Source organism: Nocardiopsis sp. NRRL B-16309 (assembly GCF_001279585.1).
Classification (GTDB): domain Bacteria; phylum Actinomycetota; class Actinomycetes; order Streptosporangiales; family Streptosporangiaceae; genus Nocardiopsis.
This window is the reverse complement of the sequence record NZ_LGEC01000101.1, coordinates 1-13,020: the sequence shown is the minus strand read 5'-3', so window position 1 is coordinate 13,020 and position 13,020 is coordinate 1. Positions and strand designations below refer to the sequence as shown.

The window sequence follows — 13,020 nt, the reverse complement described above, 5'->3', positions numbered from 1 at the left end:
GAACAGGCCCCCGAACCCGCCACCCCCCACCCCCTGGCCCCCTCCGAAGCCCCCGGCGCTCTCCTGCCGGCCGACTACGGCCCGGAACTGGCCGAGCGGCTGGTGGGCCTCGACCGCGCCGCCGCCCTCGCCGCCGCGCAGAAGCGCCCGGCCAACACCCGGCGCGCCTACGCCTCGGATTGGAAGGCGTGGGTCCGCTTCACCGAGTCCCTCGGCGTCCCGGTCACCGCCGCCGCACACCAACCCGGCGGACGCGGTCTGCTGCGCACCTACGTCGCCTGGCTGTGGGAGCAGGGCGGCGAGAGGGGCCAGCCGCTCGCCCCGACCACCATCGACCGCAGACTCGCCGGACTCGCCGTCACACTGCGCCGCGAGTACGGCACCGTCATCCCGCCCGAGTACACCGAGACCGCCCGGGAACTCCTCAAGGACCTGAGCAAGGAGGCCAAGGCCGCCAAAGAACCCGACCGGGGCCGCGGCCAGGCCCCCGCCCTGCGCCTGGACTCACTGCGCGCCATCGCCCGGGCCTGCCCCAACACCCTGGCCGGGCTGCGCGACCGGTTCACCGTCCTGTTGGCGTTCACCATCGCCGCCCGCCGCCACGAGGTAGCTGCCTTGTTCGGCCGGGACCTGGTCCTGGTCGAGGAAGGCATGCTCGTCAACGTCGAGGTCTCCAAGACCCACCCCCGCCAAGTCGCCGTGCCCTACAGCAGCGACCCCGCCCTGTGCCCCGTGCACACGTGGCTGGAATGGAAGGAGGCCGCGGGCATCAAGCCGGACACCCCGGCGCTGCGCCGGATGCACCGCACCGGCAGCGTGACCCGCGCCGGCCTGTCACCGCAGTCCGTGGGCACCATCATCACCGAGGCCGGCCGGCGCGCCGGCCTCAACGTCCGCTTCACCGGCCACTCCGTGCGGCGGGGGTTCATCACCGAGAGCGCCAAGGCCGGGAAGGACCGCAAAGCGATCGGCCAGGTGTCCGGGCACGTCGCCGGGAGCCGCGCCCTGGAGGGATACATCGAGCTGGCGAACCGTTTCGGCGACCAGGAGAACGCCATCAAGGGGATCCTGTGACCCTCAACGACACAGAGCGCTGGATGGGCATGCGCCCACTGGTGAACCTGGCCCGGGCCAGCCTCGACCAGGGCACCGCAGCGTAGAGCAGCGCGGCCAGGACGTCGCGGCGATGTCGGTGAATGGGTCGGCGTAGCCGTCCGCACGAGGCCGGGTCGACCCATCAGGTGGTCTCGGCGCGGCGCGGCGCGTGGCCGCGCCGCAGCCAGCGTCGGCCGTGCGACGGGGGCACGGCTGGGCCAAAGTGGGCGACGCCACGGGGGCGGCCGCGCTCCGAGCCATCAGGCCTTCGGAGCACGACCGCAGAGGTTGGGCGAGGACGAGGAGCCGCGCCCCACCCGACGCTTTGAGGGACCGAGGTGCGCAGGGTCGCCCCTTTGCTCGGGTATTCAGAGCTTGCGGGGACGACCGGGCAGCTGCGGCAACACACTGTCCAGCACCGCCTCAACGAACTCCTTCCGGCTGCGGGCGCCGCTCAGAAGCACGGCCTTCTCAATGAGCGCACGCTGCTGTGAGGTTGGACGTACCGTGATTGTGGCCGTGGTCACCTCTGCAGAGCGCCCCGACCAACGGCGGTGCTCTGGCTGACTGAACAGCTTGCCTTCAGTGACGGGAGTCTTCCCCTCGCGCCACGCGGATACCACGTCGCCGTACTGTCCGCGGTTCTTCTCTAGGCCCTCGAAAACCACGGCTGTGATGGTCAAGCGTCGCCCCGTCAGCTTGCTCCGATTGATCAGCCGGTCCAAGCGCCGCTTCAACCCACCGTCGAGGTCGACAGTGAACGGGCTAGTCGTCTCCTGCTGTTCGAGACGCTGCTCCGCCAGTTCCTCCAACTGATCCTCAGTGAGATCGAGCAGGTCAGGCTCCTTGGACCTTCCGACCTCCCCATCCTCCTGAACGCGGTCGCGGCGCTGAACAGTTTCCGGAGAGCCGTCGGCGCCCTCATCGCGCAGAGCAACCTCAGCCGCCACAGGCGAGGTCGGCGCCTCTTCCGTGGGTTCCTGGGTCGAGGAAGCACTGTTGTTGCGAGCCTGGTGTACCTGAGGCGGAGGGGGCTCCGATTCTTGTGACGAGTTAACGGAAGCAGGTGTCTGCGCCTTGCTGTTCAGCTCGGGTGTGGGAAGCGTCGGCGGCTCGTCGGGTGTGGGAGACGTCCGGGGCTCGGCCGTGCTTTCCACCTCCTGCGCGGAGGCGGCCTGTGAAGGTGCTGACGCAGGCCCACTGCGCGTGGGTTCTGCTGTCTCTGGGTTTGATGCGGCAGCTGTGTTTCTCTTGCGCCGGCGACGAGGCCCCCCGCCGAATACTTCCGCGACGGTGTTGTCGGGCGCTAGCGGGTCATCTGTACTTGCAGCCATAGCCTCAGCTTTCTCAATCCTCAGGGGTGTTCATCTCACGGTTCACCTGTGCTACCGCTGTGATCAGCACGCTGTTCACTGCGGCGTAGTCTGCAGCCAGGTCCTGAATAGACCCAATCGCCACGCCCTTGGGTCGCTCCCGTACCAGCTCGCTCGGCGTCTTCCCACGTCGTCGTGCTTCGACTGCAGCGGACTCCACGTACCGGATGGAGTGAGGGACCACCTTGTCGCTGGCACCGCCCAGGTCCTTGGCGAGTTCCGCACGCAACCGTTCCTGAACTCTGGTCGCCGAAGTATTGGTGGCAAAGAGGACCACACCCAGCAAGCTGAGAACGTCGTTGTGCTCCTGCACCTCAGCGAGTCGTTGGGCAACGATGCGCAGCCCCTTGCGGGAACTGGGATCCGAGCGAGTGGGAACGATGAGTCCGTCCGCACCCTGGAGGGCGTTCGTCTGAAGGGTCTCATCGCCGGGTGCAACATCAAGCACGATGACGTCGTAGTCCTCCTCGCACTGCTCCAGGGCGCACAGGTAGAGGTACTGCCAAGGCAGGTCGGTACCCGATTCGGTCAGCCGCTTGAGGAAGTGCATCTCAGTGACCAGTTGACTGAGCTTCTGACCGCCAGGGACGATCCACAGGTCCTTGCGCGCTTCACCTGTGGGCTGGAAGGGCTTCTGACTTAGCACAGCCTCGACCTGCGCTTGGCCGTCGTCGTCGAGAGGACTGCCGTTGATTCCGAGGTCCTCGCACGCATTGCCCTGAGGATCCAGTTCGACATAGAGGACCTTCTTGCCCATACCTGCGAGGTAGACGGCCCACGCGACAGCGAACGACGTCTTACCCACGCCGCCCTTGCCGTTGATGATCGTGATGACCTTGCAGGAGAACTCCTGCGCGTCGAAGTCCTCCTCGCGGCGTTCCGTCCACTCACCGACGATGCGCCGGACGGTGCTCAGGTCAGGTACTTCTACTGTCGCTGTGGGCATGTGTGCATCCTTCCTAGGGGGAACGGGCTCAGGCCGATGCTATCGCCGTGTCCCTGACGAGGAACCCCCTAATCCGTCCGATGCCCACCTGAAACACGCAGCGCTATGAGCGAGTATCGGAGGAGGTTTCCTTCGAGTTTTTCTCCCTGCAGCTCACATAAGAAGCCTCAGATCCCTTGCCTGACAGTGGATGCAGCCTGCCAGGCAGGCAGGCAGTCAACCAGTCATTCAGCCAGTCATCTAGGCAGTCAGCCGTCTCTGTTGGAAACTTTCCAGGGCAGTACGATGCCGTGGCATGTCTCAGTCCGTCGAGCGGGTCGGTGAACGCCAACTCGGTGGCGGCCGTGCACGACACGCTCGCCGAAGTGCACGCCTCGCGACCGGGAGGCGGCGCTGGCCTCCTACCGCGCCGCCCTGGAGGTCTACGAGCACCTCGGCTACCGGCCCCGCATCGAACCATCGAACAGGTGCGCGCAAGCATCAGCACTCGGGCAGGCTGAGGGAAGAAGCAGACTCCTCAACTTCCAGGCCCATAGGATTTCCTGTCCTGCCTGTGATGCCCGGCCGCTCGCGCTAGCCGGGCCCGCTGGAAGTTACTGCTTCGGGCGGCGGCCGGTCCACGTCGGCGCCCGATACCGGACCGGAGAGCCGACCGGCTCACCGCTCCAGGTCCAGCCCGGTCGGCACTTCGCCGAGCTGCACATCGGGTCTGGGCCGGATGTACTTCACCGGGTGTCTCCACCGTCCGTGTGACACGGCCACGTCCGGCTCCACCTCGACGACCAGCTCAGGCCTGACCCGTGAGTAGGGTGCGCGGTCTGCCCCCCATGTAGGCGTGTACGTGGGCGGCCACGGGTGGTCGCTCCCGGCCTTGTGGACCAGGTCCGCGATCACGGCCTGCTGGTGGCCGTCCAGGTCCGTGGTCCGGCCGACCAGGACGAGTTTGTCGACCTCCGGCTTCCACCGGCCGAGCAGGAGCGCGCGCGGCATGTGCACTGAACCGACGACCCCTCCGACAATCGCTTCGGTCGTCAGCCTGCTCTTGAGCTTGTCCCACCGCCGTCGGCCGGGACTGTAGGCACGGCGGCTGTCCTTGATCACCAGCCCCTCGATGCCGACTCCCCTCAGCCCTTCGAACCACTCCCGGGCGGTCGCGGGGTCGTCCGTCTGCCAAACCAGATCAAGGTGCGGGTCAGTGACGGCGTCGAAGACTTCCTCCAACCGCGCGCGACGGTAGGCGAGGGAGCGCCGGGAGAGGTCGTGGCCGTCCATGCGCAATAGGTCGAAGGCCACGAAGTGGGCGGGCTCGGCGCGCGCCAGCGCCCTGGCCCGGTCCCGGCCGGCCACGTTGCGGCGAAGCAGGGCGTCGAAGTTGAGACCGCCGTCCAGCCAGCACACGACCTCGCCGTCCAACAGCAGCCCTCCGGGCAGGCTCTCCAAGACCTTCACCAGCTCCGGCCACTGGCGGTTCACGGGTCGGTGGGACTTGGAGAAGATCCGTGCTGGTCCGGTGGCCACGAACGTGCGGAAGCCGTCCCACTTGGGTTCATAGAGCAGGCCCTCCCCCACCGGTAGCGTCGTCACGGTGCGGGCCAACATCGGCTCGGGCACGTCCACATGTGGAGGGTGCCCGCCAGGCACGGATGACAACCAATGACCTGGGGTTTTGCGCTCTGAAACGAAACAGGCCTCGCTCGACTCTGGAGTCGAGCGAGGCCTGAGCCCGCGTCCGGGCAGATGGACGGAGCCTGGACGTGGAGGCTCAGAGGGTGCGGCGGGTCAGCTTTTCAACCGCGCGCGCAGCCACCGCAGGGTGGCCTCTCCCTTGGCGCGCTGGTGCGGCCGCAGAGTGGGGATGTTGGGCGGGTCGGGCTGCTGGCACTGGGTGAGGTAGTCCCCCGCGATCGCGGCGAGCACCGCGTTGACGGCGTCAGCGTCGACCCCGGCGGCGTGACGGTAGTCGCGCCACACCTGCTCGGGGTCAACCTGAGGGCTGTAGGCGGCCACGGACGGCAGCATCATCAGCAGGTCCAGCCACGGCGCCCCGGCCACGGCGTAGGGCCAGTCCACGAGCACCACCCGCTCCGGTGTCAGGAGCATGTTGTCGGCGCGCAGGTCGGTGTGGGCGAGCGTGTCACCGGCGGCCGCGGCCGCCCAGTCCTTCTCCAGGTCGGTGAGCAACGGCAGGTTCTCCCGCGCCCAGTCCGGGAGCGCTTCGGCTCGGGCCGGACCCTCGCCCGCGCTCAGCCGCCGCCATGAGGAGTAGGGCACGGCCAGGTCCTCGGTGGCCGGCACCGTGTCGGCGGGGGCCGGGGTGAGGGCGTCGGCCATGTCGGCGAGCGTGGCCACGACCCGCTCCAGTTCCTGGGGCTGCCAGGGCTGGGCCGGGGTGTGGCCGTCGATGTCCTCGAAGGCGAGCATCACCCAGTCGCCGTCGTCGTAGGTCCAGAGCGACCGCGGGGCCGGCGCGGCGGGGGGCAGCGTCTTGGTCACCTCGATCTCGCGCCGGTACAGGCCCGGAGTGTGCGGGTCACGCCCTTCGTGGATCGCTTTGACGAAGACCCTCTGCCCGTCGGCCAGGACCAGCCGGGAGGCCAGGCCGGGGCTGAACCCGCCAGTCTGGCGCTGCTCGGTGGCCACGGGCGCCCCGAACACGGCCGTGAACTTCTCGGTGAGGTGGTCGGGCACGTCCTCCCAGCCGAGCCGGTGGTCGGGGTTGGTCATCGCGTCTCCTCAGGTCGTCGTGGGACCGGGCAGATGGGCGGTGCGACGGGGGAGCTTGTGCGAGTGCAGCAGGGCCTGCGGCGGCTCGACGTCGACCTGCACCGCGCGGGGCGGAAGACCGGTCAGATCACTGACCCTACGCCGCAGATCGTCGGCGGGTACGGGGTTTTCGCCGCCCAGGAGGCGCACGGTGACGCGGTCGGGGGCGGGGTGGCGCGCCAGGGCGCACCGGGTGCCCAGCAGGGGGCCGATCGCGTCGAGGATGTCGCGGGGCCACAGCCCGGCGACGGCGACGTCGCCGCGGCGCCCGAGCAGGCGCAGCCGCCCGGCCTGGTCGATATGGCCCAGGTCGGTGGTGGTCAGGTGCGTGCGCGCCGGTCCGGGGGTGCCGTCGGAGGTGATCTCGCGGCCGACGGCGGGCCCGGACACCGACACCATCGGCGCCGCCGGGTCGGGGGCGGTGGTGGCGGCGCATCCGGGCAGGGCAGTGCCCACGGTCCCGAGCGAGTCCGGTGTGCCCTCGGCGTCGAAGTGGGTCAGCGACGCGGTCTCGGTGAGTCCGTAGCCCTCGCGCAGGTCCGCGACCAGTTCGCGGACGTGGGTGATGGCGGTGGTGGACAGGGGAGCGCCCCCGGAGTCGATGATCACGTTGGAGGGCAGCCGCTGGCTGGGGTGAGCGTGTTGGAGGACCACGGGGTTGGCCAGGACCACGCACCGGTCGTGGCGGGCCGCGAGGGTGCGCGCCCGGTCCAGGACCGTGGCGGGGGCGTCGGCCAGGTCGAGGCGGGCTCCGGTGATCGCGGCCGCCAGGACCCCGGCCACGAACGTGAAGTTGTAGGTGGTCGGCATGGACGTGACCACCACGCTGTCGGGGGTGAGGTGGTAGATGTCGGCGTACCAGTCCACGACCAGGGCGAGCTGGTCCAGGGTGAAGGCGTGCAGGCGCGGGGCGCCGGTGCTGCCGGAGGTGTAGAAGGCCACGTCCCACCCTGGTTCCGGCGGGTCCGCCGGGGCCGGTGAGGACACGGTGGACCACCGGCCGTCCCACAGCAGGGCGCGGGCCACCGGGTGCGCGCGGGGGGTAGGGGTCAGGACCACCGGGGTTCGGGCGCGTAGGAGTTCGACGGCCGTGGCCGCGACCAGGGGCTGGGCGTGGCCGCCTACTGCTACGGGTGTCCGGCCCACGCGGGGCAGCCGGGGGGCGGGTACCGGCGCGGCGCCCGCCAGACGCAGCGGTCCGATCATCGCTCACTCTCCCTTTCCATGAGCGCGAGGTGGGTGCGGCCGGTGTGGGTGTTGAAGTGCAGCGTGCTCAGCGCGATCGGGATGTCCAGGAACCGCAGCAGGGCGCGGACCTTGTCCTGCTGGACCTCGTAGTAGTCCTCCAGCACGTTCAGGTGTCCGGCCGGCGCGGCCAGGCTGGCGAGGAACGCCTGGAGGAACGCGGTGAAGTCCTCGTCCGGGGTGCGGGGGTCGGTGACCGGCGCGAAGGGGGCGTAGAGGCGGGCGAGCCGCTCGACCTTGTCATCGTGCGGGGCATCGCTGTCCAGGACCGCGCAGGCGTCGGCGTGGATGTGGCCCTCGCGGGGGAAGCGGTGGTCGAAGTACTCGTCGAACGCGCCGGGGTCGGTGCGGTAGACCAGCAGCGCGACCTCGAACATCACGCAGCCGGTGACGGCTGCGCCGGGGAGGTCCTCGAACAGTTCACAGACGCCGTCGGGCAGCTCGACGAACAGGTTGTCGCCGCGGCGGACCAGGGCGGCGCTCCGGGCGCTGGTGGCCAGCCGCTGGTACAGGGCGCAGGCGATCGCCCGCACGATCGGACTCGACTCCACGATCAGGGAGAACGGCGCCCCGTCCAGGTGCTCGGTGAGGAACGCGGTGTAGTCGCGGGGGCGCAGCTTCACCAGGACGTGGTCGTCGTCGACCATGGGCGTCATCAGGGGCGGCCGGTCCTGGACACCGGCCAGGTGGGCGCGGGCGGCGGCGCCGATGCGGGCGCCGGCGACCTGGTCGGGGTCCAGGTCGCGGTTCAGGTGGATGTGGCCGCACTCGATGCTGCGGATCTGCGGCCCCCGGTAGGCGCTGATCACGGCGGCGGCCTGCTCGGTGAGCGTGTCCAGGTCCACGCCGTCGTGCCCGGCGGGGGCCAGGGCGACGGTGCGGGCGAGGGCCCCATCGACGGTGATGGCGGCCGCGTCGGCGCCGTCAGTGTGTGCCCCGATGGTCCACGCCCCCGCAGCCGCGACCGTCGACCGGTCGGGCAGCAGCGCCAGGGCCCGGTCGAACACAGTCCCGGCACCCACGGTGTCGGCTCGCCAGTGCAGGGTCTCCACCTGTCCGGACGGGGCCGCGTAGAGCAGGGCGAGTTCCAGCCCGCTGGCGAGCTTGGGGGTCTCGGCCAGGTAGGCGCACAGCGCGGTGGCCGCTTCCACCGGGGTGAGGTAGGCCAACAGCTGCGTGAAGTAGTACAAGGCCTGCTTGCGGGGACGGGCCTTGGCAGAGCGAACGGTGAGCACGTGGTCGGCGTGCTCGGCCGGGTGGGCGATGAGGGCGTCGGCCACTTCGGTGCGGGCCAGGCCGGGGCGGCGGGTCGTCGGCAGGGCCACCGGGGCGCCGCGCTGGGCCATCCGTGCCCGGACCACGATCAGCAGCTCGGAGAGGACTTTGAGCGAGTCGGGGATGCGGTGGGAGCGGCGCAGCCGCTTGATGCCGTCCTGGGCCGGGGCGGCGAACCCGGCCTCGCCCAGGTCCACGATCCGTGAGAAGTGCAGCAGCTCCTGCTGCAACTCCCGCACCTGCTCGCCTTCCTGGACGGGCTGGCCGCACTCCAGGAAGGCGTTCACCACCCCGAACAGTTCCGGGTCCGGGGTCTGCTCCACCGTCTGGACCAGGCGGCGGGGAACGTCGGGCCCGTGCAGGGAACACAGGGCGCCCAGCCGGAGTAGCAGGCGCAGGAGTAGGCCGTCGACCTGGTCGCCGTCCAGGGCCTTCGTGGTGCTGTGGTCGTAGGCGCTGAACGCGGCGAGCAGGTCCCTGCGGGTGTCGATCTGGTCGGTGTAGCTGTCCGTCCGGATCACCGGACACCACCTCTTTCCTCGTCGGGGGTTACCAGGGGTAGGGCTGGCGGTCGTGGAAGAGGCCGCCGGTGGGCCCGTTCTCGGGCAGGGTCGCCAGCCACACCGGGGTCGCCGCAGCCTCGTCGGCAGCGAGCGGGGCGTCGGGGCCGCCCATGGCGGTGCGGGCCCAGCCGGGGGAGGCGGCGTTGACCAGGACACCGGTGCCCGCGGCCTCGAAGGCCAGGACGCGGGTGAGTGCGTGCAGGGCCGCCTTGGAGACCCGGTACGCCGGGTCGGTGGCGTCGGTGACGGAGGCCAGCGACCCGAGTGTGCTGGTGACGTTGACGATGCGCCCGTACCCCGCACGGCGCATGTGGGGCAGGGCCGCCTGGGCGCACCGCCACGCGCCCAGCAGGTTGGTGTCGAGCACGGCGGCGATGGCGTCCATGCCCATGGTGCTCGGACGGGTGCCGTCGTCGTCGACGATGGCGGCGTTGTTGACCCACACGTCCAGGCGGCCGAAGCGGTCGACGACCTCGTCGGCTACCGCGGCCGGTCCGGTGGGGGAGGTGACGTCGAGCTGGAGGGCGTGCGCGGCCTTCCCGAGGCCGGCGGCGGCCTGCTCGGCGCTGACCCGCGCCCGGGCGGTGAGGATGACGGTGTGGTCGAGGCGGGCGAGTCGGCGGCAGATCTCCAGGCCGATCCCCCGCCCGGCCCCGGTGACGACGGCGACGCGGCGCCCAGGCTCAGGCATGGCACTCCCCGTGTATGGGCTGGTACGCCCTCACCAGCGGGTGCAGGCGGGTGGCGTTCGGCCTCGGCCGCAGGCCACGGGGGTTCACTGGCTGCCCCTTGGGCGTGGGTGGAGGCGGGTGCGGGCGATGATGACCCCGTGGTCGCTGTGCTCGTTCAGATGGACCTCGTAGCCCTGGGGCAGCAGCTCGACCGTGTCGTCGGCGAGGATGTGGTCGATGGGCAGGGCCTGGTCGGTGGTGGTGGTCGCAGCGAGCCCGCAGGCGGGGCGGTTGCGCTGTTCCCAGTCGGTCTCCGCGAGCGCTCGGTAGCCGGGCCCCAAGTCGGTCAGGCGCTTATGGGTGAGCTCGTCCCAGGGTCCGGTCAGGGCCCGCAGGGCACGGGTGTCCTTCACCCACGTCCACACCCCGTTCACCTGGATCAACATGGCCTTCTCGCCGCGCTTGTGCTGGGGTACGGCCAGCCAGTCGCGGTCTCCTGCGTGTGCGCCGTCCAGCGCGCTGTTGAAGTCGGCCATGAGGATGTTCGTCAGGCCGGGGTCGACCTGGGGGGCCAGGGTCTGGGCCTCGATGAGCCGCTGGTCGCCGCTGGCGTAGTCCAGGTGGGCGATCTGGACGCGTAGCGCCACCTGTTCCGAGGGGTCGTCGGTCCAGGAGAAGCGGGCGGTGTTGTGGCCGTGCATGTGGGCGTCGTTGCCCGGCGCTGACCACTGGTGCAGGTTCAGGCGGTCGGTGCGCCAGGCCACCGTGGGCGGGTGGTCGCTGCGCCGGATGCCGCCGATCTCGACCTGGTAGTGGGTGCCGTAGAGGCGCCGCAGGATCCGGGCGACTTCGGCGCGGGCCCGGCCGCCGCGGGCCCACCACCGGCCCTCGCAGAACCCGATCAGGGTGGGCGCTTCCCCGTCCAGGGTGGGGGCGAGGATCTCCGGTAGCAGGTCCAGGTCCTGGCCCTCTCGCAGGCCGGACTCCACGTTGGTGTACACCAACGTCACCTCGCGCGGCGTCGTCGTCACAGGGTCTCCTTCACGGTCGGTGCGGTCAGATCGGTTCCCAGGGGGCGGGCGGTGCGGGCCCGGCCCTCAGCCGCAGGGAGGGCGGGGCCAACACCGCGTCCTGGGCGCGGTGGGCCGCGAGGCGCAGGTCGCGGGTGTGTTTGGCCTCCTGCACGGGCACGGAGCCGGGGCCCTGCCAGATCGCGGTGAACCGGCGCCAGTAGGGGGCCCAGTACACCCACCACAGGGGGAGCATCCGGTCCAGGGCGGCTGCGGCGGCGTACTGGTCGGCGTCGTCGGAGCGCACCCACCCGCCCCTGCGGGCAGGTGGCAGCGCAGCCCGGTCACGGCGCCTCACCGGCCGCGCTCGCCGTCACGGGTGCGTGCTTGCGGTCCTGGCGGGTCAGCTGGTCGTGCCAGTTGGTGACCTCTTTGCGGCGGCGCAGCAGGGCGCGGCGTTCGCGTTCGGTCATGCCGCCCCACACTCCGAACTCGATCCGGGCGTCCAAGGCTTCGGCCAGACACGGTGTGCGCAGCGGGCAGCCCCGGCAGATGAGTTTGGCGCGGTTCTGCTCTCGGCCCTGGACGAACTGGGCGTCGGGGTCGGCGGCGCATCGGGGTCGTGCGGAGTGGTCCATTGGCGTGTCCTGGTCGTCGGTCCGATCACGGCGGTGGGGCCGGCCGGGCCGCGGGGGGCGGCCCGGCCGGGTTGAGGGGGTGGTGCCGTTCCCGGGGCAGGGGGACGGACGGCGGCACCACCGGTCAGGGGGTCACCCGGCGCGGCTGCGCTCAGGTGAGCCGGTTCTGGGGGTGCGGCGCTGCTCGGCCGTGATGAGCACGGCCAGTGCGGCGGCGATGGAGGCGATGGTGGGCCGGTGGTCGGGCAGGTCCCGGGGCGGGGCGGCCAGGCCCGTGAGCAGGCGCCCGCGCAGTTGGAGGACGTCCATGCTGTGCAGGCCGAGCCGCTCCAGTGGGGTGTCGTCGTGGCCGGTGCCGATCTGGACCGGGGCCAGGTCGGCGACGACGGCGCGTACGGCGTCCCGGACCGCCGCGTCGAACCCGGCGGTCGCGGTGATCCGGTCGGCCCACCGGGTCGGCGTGCCGGTGTCCTGGGCGGGGTCGGCCCACTGGTCGGGCGGTGGCAGGGACACCGGGGCCGCCGGAGTGTGCGGCCAGGTGACGTCGGCGCCGTGGACGTGGGCGTGGGCGGCCGCCCACGCCGGGTCGCGGTCGGCCAGGGCGAAGGCGTCCACGGCCAGGCCGTGGAAGGCCCGGATCTCCACGGTGGGGACGGTCAGCACCGGGCGGGGTGAGAGTTCCTGCACCACGTGGCGGCCGTGCCGACAGGTGATGGCCAGGGCGTCGGCGAAGCGGACCGGAGCGCGCAGCTGGGCCACCCAGTAGTCCGCGCCCAGGTCCTCCTCGGTCACCGGGTGGCCGGTGACGGTGGAGACCAGGGTGGTGTCGGGGTGCAGCGGGCGGCGGCGCAGCCCGCGCAGGGCCGAGGCCAGCTCGTCCAGGACCGGCTCCACCAGGGCGCTGTGGGCGGGGGGCGCCCCGTGCAGGCGGCGCGGGTCGGCGCCTCGGGCGTCCAGGTCCTCCCACAGCTCGTCCAACAGGGCGGTGGGGGCGGTGAGCACGACCCTGGCGGGGGTGTTGAGGGCGGCGACCTCGACCCGGGCGGGGCCGTGGCGGTGGGCGGCGGCGATCTGGGCGGCGGTGTGCTCGTCCAGGCGGGCGGCGATCATGCCGCCCGTGGGGGCGATGCGCTCCAGCAGCTCGGAGCGGGCGTGCACCAGGTGGGCGGCGTCGTGCAGGTCCAGGGCTCCGGCCAGGTGGGCGGCGGCGACCTCGCCGAGGGAGTGCCCGATCAGTGTCCTCGGGCGGGCGCCGAAGCGGTGGGTGAGGGTGCGGGCGGTGGCGACCTGCACCGCCCAGGTGGCCCGTTGCACCGTCGAGAGCCGGTCCAGGCTCGGCGCGGTGAGGGGGTGCCAGTCCGCGGTGGGCAGCGCCAAGAGCGCCTCGTCCAGGAACCGCGCGAAGTCCGCGTCGTGGCGGTAGCGGGCGGCGCCCATGCCC

General features: G+C 71.4%; 12 protein-coding genes. 1 reads left to right on the top strand and 11 read right to left on the bottom strand.

All coding sequences use genetic code 11. The features are described from left to right. Positions 1 to 1,074: tyrosine-type recombinase/integrase (locus ADL05_RS23175; protein WP_053619120.1), on the top strand; the 1,074-nt coding region annotated here is incomplete at its 5' end. A gap of 389 nt (positions 1,075 to 1,463) precedes the next feature. Here ADL05_RS23175 and ADL05_RS23170 read toward each other — a convergent pair. From ADL05_RS23170 to ADL05_RS23120, 11 genes are all read right to left on the bottom strand, one after another. Continuing rightward, on the bottom strand, positions 1,464 to 2,252 hold the full coding sequence (locus tag ADL05_RS23170) for a hypothetical protein (protein ID WP_231640876.1): 789 nt from the start codon (positions 2,250 to 2,252) through the stop codon (positions 1,464 to 1,466). Positions 2,253 to 2,442: 190 nt separating this feature from the next. Continuing rightward, positions 2,443 to 3,414 carry a ParA family protein gene (locus ADL05_RS23165; RefSeq protein ID WP_053619118.1) on the bottom strand — a complete coding sequence of 324 codons (972 nt, stop codon included), beginning with the start codon at positions 3,412 to 3,414 and terminating at the stop codon, positions 2,443 to 2,445. Between the two features lie 657 nt (positions 3,415 to 4,071). Beyond that, a complete protein-coding gene (locus ADL05_RS23160; RefSeq protein WP_369800991.1) occupies positions 4,072 to 5,025 on the bottom strand; it encodes an ATP-dependent DNA ligase in 954 nt (317 codons plus the stop codon). A 168-nt stretch (positions 5,026 to 5,193) separates the two neighbouring features. After that, positions 5,194 to 6,138 carry a phosphotransferase family protein gene (locus ADL05_RS23155; RefSeq protein ID WP_053619116.1) on the bottom strand — a complete coding sequence of 315 codons (945 nt, stop codon included), beginning with the start codon at positions 6,136 to 6,138 and terminating at the stop codon, positions 5,194 to 5,196. 9 nt (positions 6,139 to 6,147) lie between these two features. Next, complete coding sequence (locus ADL05_RS23150; RefSeq protein WP_053619115.1) at positions 6,148 to 7,383, bottom strand: AMP-binding protein; 1,236 nt, start codon at positions 7,381 to 7,383, stop codon at positions 6,148 to 6,150. Next, complete coding sequence (locus ADL05_RS23145) at positions 7,380 to 9,218, bottom strand: hypothetical protein (RefSeq protein WP_053619114.1); 1,839 nt, start codon at positions 9,216 to 9,218, stop codon at positions 7,380 to 7,382. The genes ADL05_RS23150 and ADL05_RS23145 overlap by 4 nt, the downstream gene beginning before the upstream one ends. A gap of 28 nt (positions 9,219 to 9,246) precedes the next feature. Next, positions 9,247 to 9,951: an SDR family NAD(P)-dependent oxidoreductase gene (locus ADL05_RS23140; protein ID WP_053619113.1), complete on the bottom strand. Its 705-nt coding sequence runs from the start codon at positions 9,949 to 9,951 to the stop codon at positions 9,247 to 9,249. An 84-nt stretch (positions 9,952 to 10,035) separates the two neighbouring features. Next, positions 10,036 to 10,962, bottom strand: a complete 927-nt coding sequence (locus tag ADL05_RS23135) for a hypothetical protein (RefSeq protein WP_053619112.1) — start codon at positions 10,960 to 10,962, stop codon at positions 10,036 to 10,038. 25 nt (positions 10,963 to 10,987) lie between these two features. Beyond that, positions 10,988 to 11,248: a hypothetical protein gene (locus ADL05_RS23130; RefSeq protein ID WP_053619111.1), complete on the bottom strand. Its 261-nt coding sequence runs from the start codon at positions 11,246 to 11,248 to the stop codon at positions 10,988 to 10,990. Positions 11,249 to 11,285: 37 nt separating this feature from the next. Next, entirely contained in the window at positions 11,286 to 11,579 is a 294-nt protein-coding gene (locus ADL05_RS23125; protein ID WP_053619110.1) for a WhiB family transcriptional regulator, read from the bottom strand. 132 nt (positions 11,580 to 11,711) lie between these two features. Continuing rightward, on the bottom strand, positions 11,712 to 13,020 hold a 1,309-nt coding region (locus ADL05_RS23120), incomplete at its 5' end, for an acyltransferase domain-containing protein (RefSeq protein WP_156365990.1).